The organism is Vibrio sp. 10N.247.311.49 (genome assembly GCF_041467655.1).
Taxonomy (GTDB): domain Bacteria; phylum Pseudomonadota; class Gammaproteobacteria; order Enterobacterales; family Vibrionaceae; genus Vibrio; species Vibrio crassostreae_C.
In genome coordinates this window covers 90,235-108,397 of sequence record NZ_JBFSVA010000004.1, presented here as the reverse complement: position 1 = coordinate 108,397, position 18,163 = coordinate 90,235, and the positions used below count along the sequence as shown (strand labels likewise).

At 44.7% G+C, this 18,163-nt stretch carries 11 protein-coding genes and 1 tRNA gene; 6 read left to right on the top strand and 6 right to left on the bottom strand.

The window, feature by feature from the left end:
- Positions 1-86 precede the first annotated feature (86 nt).
- The 4 genes from dnaG (at position 87) to AB6E54_RS06310 (ending at position 5,494) form a co-directional block, all read left to right on the top strand.
- The gene (gene dnaG, locus AB6E54_RS06325; protein ID WP_017062923.1) at positions 87-1,838 is read left to right on the top strand and encodes a DNA primase; all 1,752 of its coding nucleotides are present in this window, start codon (positions 87-89) and stop codon (positions 1,836-1,838) included.
- 99 nt (positions 1,839-1,937) lie between these two features.
- The gene (gene rpoD / locus AB6E54_RS06320; RefSeq protein ID WP_017061407.1) at positions 1,938-3,782 is read left to right on the top strand and encodes an RNA polymerase sigma factor RpoD; all 1,845 of its coding nucleotides are present in this window, start codon (positions 1,938-1,940) and stop codon (positions 3,780-3,782) included.
- A gap of 163 nt (positions 3,783-3,945) precedes the next feature.
- Positions 3,946-4,021, top strand: a tRNA-Ile gene (locus AB6E54_RS06315).
- Positions 4,022-4,225: 204 nt separating this feature from the next.
- Complete coding sequence (locus tag AB6E54_RS06310) at positions 4,226-5,494, top strand: O-acetylhomoserine aminocarboxypropyltransferase/cysteine synthase family protein (protein WP_017061406.1); 1,269 nt, start codon at positions 4,226-4,228, stop codon at positions 5,492-5,494.
- Between the two features lie 102 nt (positions 5,495-5,596).
- On the opposite strand, the gene glmS is transcribed toward AB6E54_RS06310, so the two are convergent.
- Together glmS and AB6E54_RS06300 are read right to left on the bottom strand one after the other, a co-directional pair.
- Complete coding sequence (glmS, locus tag AB6E54_RS06305) at positions 5,597-7,429, bottom strand: glutamine--fructose-6-phosphate transaminase (isomerizing) (RefSeq protein ID WP_017061405.1); 1,833 nt, start codon at positions 7,427-7,429, stop codon at positions 5,597-5,599.
- 107 nt (positions 7,430-7,536) lie between these two features.
- Positions 7,537-8,307 (bottom strand): DeoR/GlpR family DNA-binding transcription regulator, encoded by a 771-nt coding sequence (locus AB6E54_RS06300; protein WP_017061404.1) that lies wholly within the window; start codon positions 8,305-8,307, stop codon positions 7,537-7,539.
- Between the two features lie 429 nt (positions 8,308-8,736).
- On the opposite strand from AB6E54_RS06300, the gene pykF reads away from it, so the two are divergent.
- Together pykF and AB6E54_RS06290 are read left to right on the top strand one after the other, a co-directional pair.
- Positions 8,737-10,149, top strand: coding sequence for a pyruvate kinase PykF (pykF, locus tag AB6E54_RS06295; protein ID WP_017061403.1), 1,413 nt, complete (start codon positions 8,737-8,739; stop codon positions 10,147-10,149).
- Between the two features lie 176 nt (positions 10,150-10,325).
- Positions 10,326-10,997: a GntR family transcriptional regulator gene (locus AB6E54_RS06290; protein ID WP_080582236.1), complete on the top strand. Its 672-nt coding sequence runs from the start codon at positions 10,326-10,328 to the stop codon at positions 10,995-10,997.
- 581 nt (positions 10,998-11,578) lie between these two features.
- On the opposite strand, the gene AB6E54_RS06285 is transcribed toward AB6E54_RS06290, so the two are convergent.
- The 4 genes from AB6E54_RS06285 to AB6E54_RS06270 form a co-directional block, all read right to left on the bottom strand.
- The gene (locus AB6E54_RS06285) at positions 11,579-13,462 is read right to left on the bottom strand and encodes a diguanylate cyclase (protein ID WP_372106014.1); all 1,884 of its coding nucleotides are present in this window, start codon (positions 13,460-13,462) and stop codon (positions 11,579-11,581) included.
- Positions 13,463-13,575: 113 nt separating this feature from the next.
- A complete protein-coding gene (ilvN, locus tag AB6E54_RS06280; protein ID WP_008219984.1) occupies positions 13,576-14,070 on the bottom strand; it encodes an acetolactate synthase small subunit in 495 nt (164 codons plus the stop codon).
- A 1-nt stretch (position 14,071) separates the two neighbouring features.
- Positions 14,072-15,829, bottom strand: coding sequence for an acetolactate synthase 3 large subunit (locus AB6E54_RS06275; RefSeq protein ID WP_017062926.1), 1,758 nt, complete (start codon positions 15,827-15,829; stop codon positions 14,072-14,074).
- 460 nt (positions 15,830-16,289) lie between these two features.
- Entirely contained in the window at positions 16,290-18,098 is a 1,809-nt protein-coding gene (locus tag AB6E54_RS06270) for a long-chain fatty acid--CoA ligase (RefSeq protein WP_017066937.1), read from the bottom strand.
- Between the last annotated feature and the right edge of the window lie 65 nt (positions 18,099-18,163).

Here is an 18,163-nt window from a genome sequence, read left to right as displayed (position 1 = left end):
TTCGGAACGCACGGCTTGTTTGTATCTGTAACCTATTCAAACTATTATTATCCACACTCTCAGTTAGTGCATTTTTCTAAGGTTTTATGGCAGGACACATCCCGCGTAGTTTCATCGATGATCTCCTAGCGCGTCTCGACATTGTCGATATAGTGGACGCACGCGTGAAACTTAAGAAAAAAGGCAAAAACTATGGTGCTTGTTGCCCATTCCACAACGAAAAGACCCCTTCTTTTAGCGTAAGCCAAGAAAAACAGTTTTATCACTGCTTTGGTTGTGGCGTACACGGTAATGCTATCGACTTCATTATGGAGTTCGAACGTCTCGATTTTGTTGAAGCGATTGAAGAGCTTGCCTCTTTCTTAGGCCTCGATGTTCCTAGAGAGCAACGTAGCGGCGAGATATCAACAGCACCAAGAGCCAACAGCGAACAAAAACGTAACCTCTACGATTTGATGGGCGGCATCAGTAATTTTTACCGCTCTCAACTGAAAATATCAGCCAACAAACCTGCGATTGATTACCTAAAGAATCGTGGCCTTTCGGGCGAGATCGTCCAGAAGTTTGGTATTGGTTATGTGGCCGATGAGTGGGACTTAGTTCGTAAGAACTTTGGCCAACAGAAAGAAGCCCAAGACATGCTCGTGACTGGCGGCATGCTAATTGAGAACGATAAAGGTAACCGATACGACCGATTCCGTGGACGCGTAATGTTCCCAATTCGTGATCGTCGTGGCCGTGTGATTGGTTTTGGTGGTCGTGTATTAGAAGACGGCACACCAAAATACCTCAACTCACCAGAAACGCCTATCTTCCATAAAGGTAAAGAGCTTTACGGCCTTTATGAAGTGCTGCAAGCCTACCGTGAACCGCCGCAAATACTTGTGGTTGAAGGTTACATGGATGTCGTGGCACTCGCGCAATATGGTGTCGATTACTCAGTAGCATCACTGGGCACCTCGACAACCGGCGACCATGTTCAAATGTTGTTCCGTCAAACCAGCACTGTGGTTTGTTGTTACGATGGTGACCGAGCAGGTAAAGAGGCAGCATGGCGCGCTCTAGAAAATGCACTTGAGTACCTGAAAACAGGTAATACACTCAAGTTTCTGTTCTTGCCCGATGGTGAAGACCCAGATAGCTATATAAGAGAACACGGTAAGGCCGCTTTTGAGCAACTGGTCCAAAATGCGACCCCGCTGTCGACCTATTTGTTCGACAACCTGATAGAAATACACAAACTGAACTTGGGAACAACCGAAGGAAAATCGGCACTGCGTGCGCACGCAAGCGCCTTGATTAATAAAATTCCTGACAGCTATTTCCAAGAACTGCTCGAAAAATTACTGGATGAGCGAACTGGATTTGATAACCAACTGAGACGTGCTCGTGTTCATACACAAAACCCGACACCTCAGCCGCACAAAGAGCTCAAGCGAACTCCAATGCGTGAAGTTATCGCTTTGCTTATCCAAAATCCGAGCTATGCTGATATGGTACCGGATTTATCAAGTGTCAAAGGCTTACAATTGCCTGGGCTAAGTTTATTCGTCGAAGTACTTGATAAATGCCACGCGCATCCCCATATCAACACAGGCCAATTATTAGAGCATTGGCGACACAATAAACATGAGGCTCTTCTGTCTCGTCTCGCGAGCTGGGAAATCCCCCTCGACGAAGACAATCAAGAAGACATATTTTTAGACTCATTGGACAACATACTTGCCCAGTGCGTTGAAAAACAAATTGAAAACCTGCAGGCCAAAGCAAGAAGCGTCGGTTTATCAGCCGAAGAAAAAAGGGAGCTACTAGCTTTAATGCTAGATCTAAAAGCGTAACCCTGTTTGATTAGTCAGCATTTAATAAATTTGTTAACATAATTGGTTTGCATTTGAGAATGCAACGTCCTTCACCAGACCTGAAGTTGGATATCATCTATGGATCAAAATCCGCAGTCACAGCTTAAATTACTTGTTATTAAAGGCAAGGAACAAGGCTATCTGACCTACGCCGAAGTAAACGACCACCTACCTGCAGAAATCGTGGATTCTGAACAGGTAGAAGACATCATTCAAATGATCAACGACATGGGTATCAAGGTAGTTGAAACTGCACCTGATGCTGATGATCTAGCACTTAATGATGACGATGCCAATATAGATGAAGATGCAGCCGAAGCTGCAGCTGCTGCGCTTTCAAGCGTAGAAAGCGAGATTGGCCGTACTACTGACCCAGTTCGTATGTACATGCGTGAAATGGGTACGGTTGAACTACTGACTCGTGAAGGCGAAATCGACATTGCGAAACGTATTGAAGATGGTATCAATACAGTTCAACTATCGGTTGCTGAGTACCCAGGCACTATTCCATACATCTTGGAACAGTTTGACCGCGTACAAGCAGAAGAGATTCGCTTAACAGACCTAATCAATGGCTTTGTTGACCCAGACGACGATGGTACAGCTGCGCCAACGGCGACTCACATCGGTTCAGAACTTGCTGAAACTGATCTGGAAGACGAAGACAAAGAAGACGCAGAAGACGACGAGGAAGAGGAAGAAGAAGATACAGGTATCGATCCTGAGCTTGCTCTTGAGAAGTTCACAGCGCTTCGTACTAGCTACCAGAACCGTCAGCTAGCGATCAACGAGTACGGCCATGAAAGCCCGAAAGCAACGCTTGCAACGACAATGATGCAAGACGTATTCAAAGAGTTCCGTCTAACACCAAAACAGTTTGATTACCTAGTAAACGAACTGCGTAACTCTATGGATCGCGTACGTACTCAAGAACGCCTAATCATGCGTCAAACGGTTGAGTACGGCAAAATGCCGAAGAAATCTTTCATTGCTCTATTTACTGGTAACGAATCTAGCGAAGCATGGTTGGATGAAGTTCTTGCTTCAGACAAGCCATACGCAGAAAAGATCAAACGTAACGAGCACGACATCCGTCGCTCTATCCAAAAACTGGATATGATCGAACGTGAAACGTCTCTTACTGTTCAAAGCATCAAAGATATCAGCCGTCGTATGTCTATCGGTGAAGCGAAAGCTCGTCGTGCGAAGAAAGAGATGGTTGAAGCGAACTTACGTCTAGTAATCTCGATTGCTAAGAAGTACACAAACCGTGGTCTACAATTCCTGGATCTAATCCAAGAAGGTAACATCGGTCTGATGAAAGCGGTAGATAAGTTTGAATACCGTCGTGGTTATAAGTTCTCTACTTACGCTACTTGGTGGATCCGTCAAGCAATCACTCGTTCGATTGCCGACCAAGCTCGTACTATCCGTATTCCGGTTCACATGATCGAAACGATCAACAAACTAAACCGTATCTCTCGTCAAATGCTACAAGAGATGGGTCGTGAACCACTTCCGGAAGAGCTAGCTGAACGCATGCAAATGCCTGAAGACAAGATCCGTAAAGTACTGAAAATCGCTAAAGAGCCGATCTCAATGGAGACACCAATCGGTGACGACGAAGATTCGCACCTAGGTGATTTCATCGAAGATACAACGCTAGAACTACCTTTAGACTCTGCAACGGCAACCAGCCTACGCGGTGCAACTAAAGACGTTCTTGCTGGCCTAACGCCTCGTGAAGCTAAAGTACTGCGTATGCGTTTCGGTATCGACATGAACACTGACCACACTCTTGAAGAAGTGGGCAAGCAGTTCGACGTAACTCGTGAACGTATCCGTCAGATCGAAGCAAAAGCACTGCGTAAACTTCGTCACCCAAGCCGCTCAGAAACTCTGCGTAGCTTCCTAGACGAGTAATCACACACTTTAGTGCGGTTAGCTTTTAAGCATAAATAAGAAAAGGTGAGCGTTGGCTCACCTTTTTTTTATCCGTGTGATTTAAGTGGCTAAGATGTAAGCGGAATTGCCCCTTATAGTGTCTAGACACCACTGAATGCTTCCCCTATAATCTATGCCCTACGGCCCCTTAGCTCAGTGGTTAGAGCGCACGACTCATAATCGTTCGGTCCCCAGTTCAAATCTGGGAGGGGCCACCAAATTAGAAAAGCCAGAACAGTTCATGCTGCTCTGGCTTTTTGCTTTTCTAAATCTGTACAACTTACGCCCTGCATTTCCTAACCAATAACGAATCATCCCGCACACAATTCCAATTGCCTCTCTGTGACTAAACATACTTTTCTTTTATAAAAAAATCGGCAATATGAGAGTACATAAATCGCTCAATAGTTCAGGGAAGACTCATGAAAGACGAAACACTCTCGATTCACTTCGGTTACGACACTGATCCAACAACCAAATCGGTTGCCACTCCAATCTACCAAACCGTCGCGTACGAATTCGATGACGCACAACACGGCGCCGACCTCTTCAACCTTGCGGTGCCAGGCAATATCTACACTCGCATAATGAACCCAACCAATGATGTGTTAGAAAAACGCATGGCCGCCTTAGAAGGAGGTATCGCAGGCTTAGTGGTAAGTGCGGGCAGTGCTGCGATCAACTATGCGATTCAGACGTTGGCGCAAATCGGTGACAACATTGTTTCAACACCTCAGCTTTACGGTGGTACTTACACCCTATTTGCTCATATGCTGCCAAACCAAGGGATCGAAGTTCGTTTTGCTAAAGACGATAAACCAGAAAGCTTAGCGGCACTGATTGACGAAAAAACCAAGGCGGTTTACTGCGAAAGTATCGGTAACCCAGCAGGTAATATTATCGACTTAGAGCGTGTTGCTGAACTTGCTCACGCACAAGGTGTACCTGTGATTGTTGATAACACGGTGGCGACGCCTGTACTGTGTAAACCTATCGATTTTGGTGCTGACATCGTGGTGCACTCACTAACTAAATACGTGGGTGGTCACGGTACAACGTTAGGTGGCGTGATTGTCGACTCAGGTAAATTCCCATGGGCACAGCACAAGGACCGCTTCCCTGTGTTTAATCAGCCAGAGCCTTCTTATCATGGCGTGGTTTATACCGAGGCCTTTGGTGAGGCTGCGTTTATTGGTCGTGCTAGAACGGTTCCCCTACGTAATACAGGTGCAGCACTGTCACCAATGAATGCTTTCATGTTGATGCAAGGTTTGGAGACGTTGTCGCTACGCATGGAGCGACACACAGAGAATGCCTTGAAAGTAGCGGAATACCTCAAGCAACACGAGAAAGTCAGTTGGGTAAGTTACGCTGGCCTGCCTGATTCAGAATTCTATCCACTCGCTGAAAAGTACATGCAAGGTAAGCCATCGGCCATTCTATCTTTTGGTTTAAAAGACGGTTATGAAGCCGGTGTTCGCTTCTATGATGCACTGCAAATCTTCAAGCGCTTAGTTAACATTGGCGATGCGAAATCTCTCGCTTGTCACCCAGCTTCGACGACACACCGTCAACTAAGCGAAGCTGAACAGAAACAAGCCGGTGTATCACCGGAGATGATTCGCCTATCAGTAGGTATCGAGCACATTGACGATATCTTGGCTGACCTAGAGCAAGCACTGAGCGCTTAATGACGCTACAGCTAGCTCTAACACTGATCGTTAACTAACAGACATAAAAAAGCCCATCACAGGATGGGCTTCTTATTATCTATATCTTAGGTAAGCTGTCGATTACTCAACTGTTACCGCTTTCGCTAGGTTACGAGGTTGGTCAACGTCGGTACCTTTTATTAGTGCGACATGGTAAGACAGCAGCTGCATCGGTACTGTGTAGTAGATAGGCGCTGTTACTTCACTTACGTGAGGCATCTTGATGATCTTCATGTTCTCATCGCTTTCAAAGCCCGCATCTTCATCAGCGAATACGTAAAGTAGACCGCCACGAGCACGCACTTCTTCAACGTTCGATTTCAGCTTCTCTAGCAAGTCGTTGCTTGGTGCAATAACGACTACAGGCATATCTGCATCGATAAGAGCCAAAGGACCGTGCTTAAGCTCACCAGCTGCGTATGCTTCTGCGTGGATGTAAGAGATCTCTTTCAGTTTAAGAGACGCTTCCATCGCGATTGGGTAGAACTCACCACGACCCAAGAACAGTGTGTGATGCTTATCAGCAAAATCAGGTGCCAGTGCTTCAATTTCTTTATCGAACGCTAATGCTTTCTCGATATCAGCAGGCAGTTGGTGAAGTGCTTGAACGATTTCCGCTTCTTTTTCTTCATTGATACGACCTTGTAGACGACCAATTGACGTTACCATCATCAGCATCGCTGCTAGTTGAGTTGTGAAAGCTTTAGTAGAAGCAACACCGATCTCTGTTCCTGCGCGAGTCATGAAGGCAAAATCAGATTCACGAACCAGTGAAGAACCCGCAACGTTACAGATAGTCATTGCAGACATATAACCCTTCTCTTTTGCAAGACGAAGTGCAGCAAGCGTATCCGCCGTTTCACCAGATTGAGACAGAGTCACCAATAGGCTGTTCGGACGAACAACGAAATCACGGTAACGGAATTCAGAAGCAATCTCTACGTCACAGCTTACGCCAGCTAGAGATTCAAACCAGTAACGCGCTGCCATGCCTGAGTTGTAAGACGTACCACATGCGATGATCTGCACGTGTTCAACCTTGCTTAGGATCTCTTCAGCTTTAACGCCGATCGCGTTAGTGATAACCGAAGTGTCAGAGATACGGCCTTCCATTGTATTGATCAGCGCTGTTGGCTGCTCGAAGATCTCTTTCTGCATGAAGTGGCGGTATTGACCTTTGTCACCTGCGTCGTGTTCAGCGTTTGACTCAACGATTTCACGCTCAACACGCTCACCCGCTACATCAAATACCGTAACATCACGACGAGTTACCTCAGCAACATCACCTTCTTCTAGGTACATGAAGCGACGAGTTACGCTCAGTAGCGCCAGTTGATCAGAAGCAAGGAAGTTCTCGCCGACACCAAAACCGATAACGATCGGGCTACCAGAACGAGCTACAACGATACGGCTAGGATCTTTACGATCAACCGCAACCGTGCCGTACGCACCGTCTAATTGTTTTGCTGTTTTCTGTAGCGCTTCAACCAAAGAAGCTGAAGTGCGAAGTTCCCACTCAACTAAGTGAGCAATAACTTCTGTATCCGTTTGTGAAGTAAATACGTAACCACGCTCTTGCAGCATAGCGCGCAGTGCTTCGTGGTTTTCGATAATGCCATTGTGTACAACGGCAATATCACCAGACATGTGTGGGTGTGCGTTCGCTTCAGACGGCTCACCGTGTGTCGCCCAACGTGTATGAGCGATACCTGTACCACCAATCACTTGTTGCTCTTCTACTGCGTCAGCTAGCTCTTGTACTTTACCTAGGCGGCGTACACGAGTTAGGTTAGATTCAGTATCGACTACAGCGACACCAGCTGAATCGTAGCCACGGTATTCTAGACGACGAAGGCCTTCTACTAAAATTTCAGCTACATCACGCTGTGCTACTGCACCAACAATTCCACACATAGTTTCACTCCATCAATTTTGTTTTATTCCTATTGGCAGCAAGCAAAGGCCAAATCTTCATTAAGATCAATTATAGGAAGGTAAATGCATAATACTTAAATTTGTTTTTACGCTGGATCGGTCAGGATCACTCGAACATCATGTGATTCGATACTTGCTTTGGATTCTTCGCCTAAGTCTGTATCGGTAATTAAGATGTCAATGTGTTCCCATGCCAGCTCTAAGTTCGGGATCTTTCGTCCCACCTTTTCCGACTCAACCATCACGATCACTTCTCGTGACACTTCAGCCATTACTTTGCTCAGGCCAACCAGTTCGTTAAACGTGGTTGTGCCTCTATCGAGGTCGATACCATCAGCCCCAATAAATAGTTGGTCAAAATCGTAAGCACGAAGTACCGACTCTGCAACTTTGCCTTGGAAAGAGTCCGAATGGGTATCCCAAGTGCCGCCAGTCATTAATAACGTCGGCTCGCTTTCAAGCTCATTAAGCGCATTAGCAACGTGCAATGAGTTGGTCATAACAACCAAGCCACGCTTAGCATTAAGCTGCTGAATTAGAGCACCGGTCGTACTGCCACTATCGATCACGATGCGGTTATGGTCGCGAATTAAATCTGCAGCGGCTTTTGCCAATGAAATCTTTCGAGTCGAAACTTGTTGACCCAGTTCTTCGTTGACAACCTCTTTCGGTAACGAAATCGCACCACCATAACGGCGTAAAAGCTGACCGTTTTTCTCTAAAGACGCCAAGTCCTTTCTAATAGTGACTTCTGAGGTTTCGAACTTAGCGGATAATTCATCAACACTAACCTCCCCTTTTTCATTCACTAGGTTAGAAATTGCATGTCTTCTGAGCTGAGTGTTTCGTTTCGACATTTAAAAAAGGCCATTAAGTTTCGATATGAAACATATTATAGTTACAACGAAACTATTTAGTCCATTTATTTTGATCCAAAAAATTAATAAATAGCGATAAAACCTTGTCCTAAGACAATTGTTAAGCAGTGATATTGAACTCATTAGGTGGTAGAATCCGCACCCGAAAAGAAAAAAAATTACAAAACTGACTGTTATTTTTTTGCAACTTACCCCCTATATAGTGGGGTAAGTCACAGAAAACCGATATTGAATCAAAATCTTTTAGTCATAAAATGACTAAAATTGATGAAAGACTTACAACTCTGAAGGACATATTGGAAGTCCCGCGCTTTTACACAACAGGCACAAAATGTTGATGTAGCGGACCAATCTTCAGAACTTAAATAAATTTCAAATTGTAACAATACTTACCGGAGAGTACCTTCCATGAAAAAGACCAAAATCGTATGTACGATTGGCCCTAAAACTGAATCTGTAGAGAAGCTAACTGAACTAGTAGATGCTGGCATGAACGTTATGCGTCTTAACTTCTCTCACGGTGATTTCGCAGAGCACGGCACTCGTATCGCGAACTTCCGTAAAGTAATGGAAAACAAAGGCGAGCAACTTGCTATCCTTCTAGATACTAAAGGTCCAGAAATCCGTACTATCAAACTTGAAGATGGTAACGACGTAGATCTAGTAGCTGGTCAAGAGTTCACTTTCACAACTGACGCAACAGTTGTTGGTAACAAAGACGTAGTAGCAGTAACTTACCTAGGTTTCGCTAAAGACCTAACAGCAGGTAACACTATCCTTGTTGATGACGGCCTAATCGAAATGGAAGTTATCGCAACAACAGAAACTGAAGTTAAGTGTAAAGTTCTTAACAACGGTGCTCTAGGCGAAAACAAAGGTGTTAACCTTCCTGGCGTTTCTGTTCAACTTCCTGCTCTTTCTGAGAAAGACAAAGCTGACCTTAAGTTTGGTTGTGAGCAAGGCGTAGATTTCGTTGCTGCTTCTTTCATCCGTAAAGAAGAAGACGTTAAAGAAATCCGTGAGCTTCTAAACGCTAACGGCGGCGAGAACATCCACATCATTTCTAAGATTGAAAACCAAGAAGGTGTAGATAACTTCGATTCAATCCTTGAAGCTTCTGACGGCATCATGGTTGCTCGTGGTGACCTAGGTGTTGAAATCCCAGCTGAAGAAGTAATCTTCGCTCAGAAGATGATGATCGAGAAGTGTAACCGTGCACGTAAGATGGTTATCACTGCAACTCAAATGCTTGACTCTATGATCAGCAACCCACGTCCAACTCGTGCTGAAGCGGGTGACGTTGCGAACGCAATCATGGATGGTACTGATGCAGTAATGCTTTCTGGTGAAACTGCTAAAGGTAAGTACCCAGTTGAAGCTGTTACTATCATGGCTCAAATCGCGAACCGTACTGATTCAGCTCTTAAAGCTGAGCTAGGTTCTCGTCTAGACAGCCCACGTCTACGCATCACTGAAGCAGTATGTAAAGGCGCTGTAGACACAGCAGAGAAGCTAGCTGCTCCTCTAATCGTTGTTGCAACTGAAGGCGGTAAATCTGCACGTTCAGTACGTAAGTACTTCCCAACTGCAAACATCCTAGCTCTAACAACTAACGAAAAGACAGCTGCACAGCTAGTTCTTACTAAAGGTGTTAAGCCAGTTCTTGTTGACTCTATCGAGAACACAGACGCGTTCTACATCAACGGTAAAGAAATCGCTCTACAATCTGGCCTAGGTAACAAAGGCGACATCGTAGTTATGGTTTCTGGTGCTCTAGTAGCTTCTGGTACTACAAACACGGCATCTGTTCACGTTCTATAAAAATGAACCGATTCGCATAAAATATAAAAGAGGGCTTCGGCCCTCTTTTTTTATGAAACAAAATCTTGCCTAACTTTTCAGTACGCTGTATTATCAATCACAATAGAACTACGTACTGTTAACCTCCAACTGACTCTTTCTAAGAGACGGATTAGCAGACTAGAAATCATATATAGATGAGGTTTGTAATGTCTAGTCCTACGCTCACTGACAAAGTATCAAAGATGATTCGCCAAGATATTCTTAATGGTGAGTTAACCCCAGGCCAAAAGCTTGTTGTTGCTGATCTAAAAGCACGCTACAACGTTGGCGCATCCCCTATTCGCGAAGCCTTGGTACAGTTATCTTGGAGCAAATACGTAAAGCTAGAGCCACAAAAAGGCTGCTGGGTATCTCCTGTATCAAAGAAAGAACTGAATGACCTATACGAAAGCCTTCGTGTTGTATCATCGGTTCTGCTTAAAAAAGCGATTGCAGCAGGTGATGAGAGCTGGGAACTGGATGTACTAACGTCTTACCATAAACTATCGCGAGTACAGTACGTATCTGAAGAGTTTGACTGTGTAGAATGGGAAGAGCGCCACCAGCAATTCCATGTCGCACTGCTTGAAGGTGCAGATTCAGAGAACATGTTTAAGTTCTTTGATGACCTAATTAACCAAGTGAAACGTTACCGCTTCCTCGCTATGTCTGCAGAAAGCGCATCAGATGATCTGTTCAATATTGATGAACACGAAATGATCATGAAACTAGTACTCTCTAAGAATGTAGAACAAGCGACTGAACTGCTTGATCAACACCTGCTAGGTTCAATGAAACGAATTGAAGAAGTTATCGAAGCGGCATAACGCTAAAGTAGCTTCTAACCAAATAAAAACGGAGCCCAATGGCTCCGTTTTTTGTTTCCAGTATTACGACTGAACTACCACCCAAAAAACTCTTTGTGATGAGTATTGAGCAGCACAACCATAGGTAAAAAATACAATGCACTAAGTTGAAAGCCAAGAATGGCTAATGTGCCTATGGTTAACCTAACTAAAAAATCGACAAACATACCACGCCTCTTTTAACCAGACTGTATGATCCCCAAACTCTTGCTCCAGCTAACCTAATTCTACTGCTGCCTTTCAAACCATTGAAAAGGCTAGCTAATCAGTTGAATTAAGTTAACGGTGTCATCCTTTTACATCTGGTAAACACTCTATTTATTACACCGTTAAGCACGATGTAATCTGAAGCAAGGTAGTTTACTTATTGTTCATTTTAGCTCAAATTTCCACCAGCATTAGACTTTAGTCTAACTGTATAGATTTTGTGACATAGGTCGCTCAAAAGTGAGATTCCTATAAAAAGGGGGAGAGATAAAGTGAGTCGGGCCGCGACTTGAAGAGGTGAAGGAAATAGAAGACAGGACTAGATAGAAGCGACCCTAAGCGACATCATCATAGCTAGGACACATAGAGACCGTATTACGGCCAGACGATTTAGATTCGTAAAGCGCAACATCCGCACACTTGTATGAGCGAGTGCTGTTACTGGTTAAATCCGTAAAGCCAACACTCACTGTTACCTTAGTTCCGGCCGCTAGCTCAATCTCGATTCGTAAGCGATCCAATACGCGCTTTGCTTCTGGCAGTGAGGTGTGTGGCATCAAGAGTGCAAACTCTTCCCCTCCGACACGTGCAACAAAATCCGTCCCACGAAGACTGTCTTGCAGAAGCTTAGCAACACCAGCAATCACACGGTCACCTTCGTCGTGGCCAAGTTCATCATTGATTCGCTTGAAGTTATCGATGTCGACTAAGGCTAAGCAAGTGGTCGTTTCGTTCGGGTAACGCTCAACCAAGCGAGAATAGTAGGCCAACTGCTCTTCGAACTTTCGTCTGTTCCAGAGGTTACTCAAAGAGTCACGTTCACTTAAGATCCTCAAACGCACCTCAAGCTCCTTTCTTACGGAAATATCAACCAACGAGGTGATGTAGTAACTGACTTTGCCTGAATTGTTTTTGACCGCATGCACTCGCATGATCGCAGTAAAAGGAATACGCAGCTTGTTCTTACACTGAACCTCCCCTTCCCATACTTCTTCTTGCTCTAAATGACTCCAAATAGCCGAGCTTGAGAGCACTTGGTCGGTATTCTCAAGCAGCAACTGCAATGCATTTTTACCGATCACCTGTTTTTTGCAGTACCCAGTCATGTTCTCAAATTCGTTGTTGATCATCATTGTGCGGTGCTGCTTGTCAGAGATCATCACTGCCGACATACCATTCAATGCGGCGCGTGCCAATTTACTCTCTAGGCTTCGGCGTCGGCAGTGCGTCACCAGGTAAGCAAACGGGAAAGCGAATATCAGCACCGTAATCAGAACAATGATCTCTTCATGGGCCAAATCATCTAGATCACGCTCAGCCCGATCCATCAGTTGCTTTTGATTAAGTTGAATCAGTAAATGGACCTTTTGACTGTTCGCGAGCATAACCGTGTTAAAGGCAAACAAATTACCATCTTCAAAAACGTATCCCACCTGATCATTGGAGATCGCATCCCACGTCTTCGGCGCGATATTTTTCAGGTTATAGCCTTTTCTTTCAGGAATAGAGTCTCCGAACAACTTACCGCTGTTGTTACTCGCGATGAAGTAACCCGCGTCATTGAGAACTTCTGCTCTAAGATCGTTATCTGGTGAAAAGCTCAGACGCGACGATAAGCCCCATACATCAAGATTGATGACGAGGTAGCCTACTCTTTCGTCAGGGGTTTCTACTGGGGTAAAGACACGGATTACCGGCGAATAAGGGAAGGTGACTTCACCATGCTCAGTTTCAAGCTCAATACCCCAACCGCCAATCTGTTCGGCTTCTAGTTTTTGAGCGTATTGGAAGTAGTTAGAATCCGACCTATCTTGCAGCTGTTGAGGAAACGTCACTCTACCGGTATCAGAGGAATAGTTAACACGCACCAATTCTTTGCCAGTGACATCTAACAGATGGATTTGTGTATACCACTTCTGGTTCACGAGAACAGATTGCCAGACCTCTTCAAGTAGATGTTTGGTTTGGTCTGAGGGAGAGGAAGCAAAGTTAACCAAGCTCTGGCTATGACTGAGTAGCTCCATGACCGAGACTAACTGAGTCTTGAGAAGATCATAATCTCGCTTGGCATACACTAACTGATGAACGGCTTGCTTAGCTGAGTAGTCAAAGCTCTGCTGTTTTACTTCTTTGTAGCGCTGCAAATAATACAGACATACTGCAGAAGACAATATGATAGAGATAATCAGCAATGTAATTATTGATTTTTTATTTCGCATTGCTAACTCAGATGAATGGAAGTGCAGCGCGGGATTATAGCACTCTAAAAAATTAACAAAATAAAAGCCGCTTAAAAAAGCGGCTTTAAAGTTATTTTTTAAAGACTTATCGTCTAGGCTTTCAACGCACGTTCGCCTCGTGCGATGCCAACAACACCACTTCGAGCTACTTCAAGCACTTCCGTCACTTCAGACAGCGCCTGAATGAAGGCATCCAGTTTCTCGCTAGTACCCGCCATTTGAACCGTATATTGAGAAGCCGTAACATCAACGATCTGACCACGGAAGATATCCGCTGTGCGCTTCACTTCCGCACGAGCAAAGCCGCTCGCACGTACTTTTACCATCAACAGCTCACGTTCAATGTGTTCAAGTTCAGACACTTCTTGTACTTTAAGTACGTCGATTAGCTTATGCAGTTGTTTCTGAATCTGCTCAAGCTGCATTTCGCTCGAGTTAGTAGTGACGTTCAAACGAGACAGCGTCGGATCATCGGTTGGAGATACGTTCAAAGACTCGATGTTGTAGCCACGCTGAGAAAACAAGCCAACCACACGAGAAAGCGCACCAGGTTGGTTTTCCATTAGTAGTGAAATAATGTGTCTCATATTATGTTCTCTCCGTTTTGCTTAGCCACATGTTATCCATACCCTCGCCTTTGATCTGCATTGGGTATACGTGCTCGGTGTCATCCACACTAATATCGACAAATACCAAACGGTCTTTCATCGCTAGTGCTTTTTCCAAACCTGATTCCAGTTCATCCGGAGATGAAATGCGCATACCAACGTGGCCATAAGCCTCAGCGATAGCAGCAAAATCAGGAACAGAGTCCATATATGAGTTAGAGTAACGGCCTTGATAAACAATGTCTTGCCACTGTTTTACCATGCCTAGGAAACGGTTATTAAGATTAATAATCTTAACCGGGATATTGTATTGCAGCGCAGTCGACAGCTCTTGGATATTCATTTGAATGCTGCCGTCACCGGTTACCACAACCACCTCTTCATCTGGCTTAGCAAACTTAACGCCCATACCAGCAGGCAGGCCAAAGCCCATCGTGCCTAGACCACCAGAGTTAATCCAACGACGTGGCTTGTTAAACGGGTAGTATAAAGCAGCAAACATTTGGTGTTGACCTACGTCAGAAGCAACATAGGCATCGCCATTGGTTACTTTATGCAGTGTTTCAATTACTTGCTGTGGTTTGATGCGCTCAGACGATTTCTCGTAAGCTAGGCAGTCACGCTCTTGCCACTGCTTGATTTCACTCCACCAGCTTTCAATCGCTTCTGCATCGTTAGTGCCGCCTTGCTCAACGAGCAAGTTCACCATGCTCTCTAGAACCTTTTCAGCAGAACCTACAATCGGTAGATCCACTTTTACGTTCTTAGAGATCGAAGATGGGTCGATATCAATGTGCATGATCTTCGCATCAGGGCAGTACTTATCTAGGTTATTAGTCGTTCGATCATCGAAACGTACGCCAATACCAAAGATCAAATCCGCATTGTGCATCGCCATATTGGCTTCATATAAACCATGCATGCCTAACATACCCAAAGAGTTCTTATGGGTGCCAGGGAAAGCGCCAAGCCCCATTAGGGTGCTTACCACAGGTAAATTCAGTGCCTCTGCTAATTTTAACAGCGGCTTATCTGCCTCAGAAATAACCGCACCACCACCGACATAAAGTACCGGCTTCTTCGCTTCAAGAAGGGCTTTTAGCGCCTTTTTGATCTGACCTTTATGACCCGTAACCGTTGGGTTATACGAACGCATTTTGAGCGTTTCTGGGTATTCATAAGGAAGCTTGATTTGTGGGTTTAAGATATCTTTCGGCAGATCAATAACCACAGGACCGGGACGCCCTGTCGTTGAAATATAGAATGCTTTTTTAACGACTTCAGGGATATCTTCCGCTTTCTTAACTAAGAAGCTGTGTTTAACGATCGGGCGTGATACACCCACAATGTCACACTCTTGGAAGGCGTCATTACCAATGAGGTTATTTGGTACGTTACCAGAAATAACAATCATTGGGATTGAGTCCATGTAGGCTGTTGCAATGCCAGTAACGGTATTGGTCGCACCTGGACCAGAACACACAAGTACTACGCCCGGTTTGCCGGTAGAACGAGTATAGCCATCAGCCATGTGGGTAGCGGCTTGTTCATGTCGTACTAATACGTGTTTAATTTCAGCAGTTTTAGCATGCAGCGCATCGTAGATATCAAGTACAGAACCACCTGGGTAACCAAAGATTTGTTCTACACCCTCTTCAATTAGAGACTGCACCACCATCTCAGCACCGGATAACATTTCAGCGCCGGATGACATGGCTGTTTCAGGTTTTGTTGTCATATTGCTCTCCTCACCAGTTTCCAATCATATTTGGTGAACATGTTGGGCTGGTTTTTCATAGTCTAGGGCTTATTCGTAGCCTAATTCGAAATACTTCCACTTTTTCGGCTATGGCTGTCTGTCGTGATAACAACAAACAGTAATACGAAACAACTTTAACGCTTTATTATCATCTGGTCTAACACCTGTTATTCGGCAACTGTGCCAAAAAACCAACTATTAGCTCAAAGCATTAAATAAAACCCAACCCAGACCCCCACACTAGGTTTAAACACTAGTTAATGAACAAAAAAAAGCACTTAATATTTCAATAGATCACTATTTATCGATAAACAGCGAGTCTGCTGGTGTGCGCTTTCGCACATTGTGCTGTGTCATTAGATACAAAAAATCCCCCTAAAAATGCAATCACATTCGTAGGGGGATTTTTAAACAACTGAAAATTTATCTAAGCAGAAAACTACTTATCTTTAGGCTTTTCGTTGTACATTTCTTCGATTTCGTCTTGATACTTATCGTTGATAACTTTACGACGCAATTTTTGAGTTGGTGTCAGTTCACCATCATCCATAGAAAATGCTTTTGGTAGCAGTTTGAATTTCTTTACTTGCTCAAACTTAGCCAGTTCTTGCTGTAGGTCATTCACACGCTTTTCTAGCATCTCGACGATTTGGTGATGCTTAACCAGCTCAACGCGATCGTGATACTTGATATTAAGCTCTTTGGCGTACTCTTCTAGCGAGTCATAACAAGGAACAATCAGTGCAGAAACGAATTTACGTGTGTCAGCGATAACCGCAATCTGTTCGATAAAGTGATCTTTACCAATCGCGCCTTCCACTACTTGTGGTGCAATGTATTTACCGCCAGAGGTTTTCATCAGCTCTTTGATACGATCAGTAATGAACAGGTTACCATTTTCATCAAAATGACCCGCATCACCGGTTTTCAAGAAGCCGTGTTCATCGAATGTCTTTGCGGTCTCTTCTGGCATCTTGTAGTAACCGCGCATCACCATTGGACCACGAACAAGAATCTCGTCCTTCGCACCAATTTTCACTTCTGCGCCCGGCATCGACATACCAATCGAATCTGGGTTAAAACAGCGGTCATCCCAACAAGATACTGTTGCTGTAGTTTCTGTCATACCGTAGCCAAGTTTTACGTTGATGCCGATAGCATGGAAGAAGCGACCAATCGTCTCATCAAGCTTCGCGCCACCACATGGCATGAAGTTGATGTTACCGCCGAGTAGAGCGCGCAGTTTAGATAGCACAAGCTTATCAGCTAGCGCATGGCTCTTCTTCAGCATCAACGATGGAGTACGACCTTCTTGGTGACAAACTGAAAGCTTTGCTCCCATGTTCACCGCCCAAGTAAATAGCACTTTACGAATAAATGGTGCTTTAGATACCTTCTCGTGAATCGCAGAGAAGATCTTCTCGTAGAAGCGTGGAACCGCACACATTACAGTAGGTTTCACATCACTTAGCGCATCACGCACTTGCATCGTATCTTGCAGGTAGCAGTTGGTTGCGCCTTTATAAAGAACGTAGAACGTCCAAGCACGCTCAAATACGTGTGATAACGGTAGGAAACACAATGAGACATCGTCTTTGCTCAGGCTAAGGCGCTCATCGTGGCCTTCTAACTGGTAGCCAATGTTGGTGTAATCAAGCATTACGCCTTTTGGCTGACCTGTGGTACCAGAGGTATAGATAAGAGTCAGCAAGTCGTCCATGCTTGCATCAGCAAGACGCACGTCAAGTTCAGCTTGTTGTGCTTCAACGCCACGCGCCATGAAGTCATTCCAAGATACGGCAAAGCTGTGTCCTTGCAGGTCGATGTCATCAGACATAGCCACAACAACTTCTAGCTGCTCGCACTCTTCAAACAGGCTAACCGCCGCATCGAATTGAACTTGCTCACCAACGAATAAGATCTTCACATCTGCATTTTGGATGATGTAAGAAGACTGTGCTGCTGTATTCGTTGGATAAATCGGCACAGTCACAAGGCGTGCTTGTAACGATGCAAAATCTGCCACGGTCCATTGAGGCATATTGTTCGAATAGATACCGATCTTATCCTGAACTCTCAGTCCTTGAGCCAATAGTGCTAATGAAAGCGTATCGATTTGTTGTCCAAACTGCTGCCAGCTAATACCTTGCCATACATTATCTACTTTGTGCTTCAAAGCTGTACGGTTGCCGCCTTGGGCAATTTGGTCACGAAGTCTTTTTACGATATGAAAATCTAAATTGGCCATCTCTTTACCTTTGGCTTACACCTGTAAGCTTTTTTGAGCGCACAAGTGTACCTCTGATCATGGAA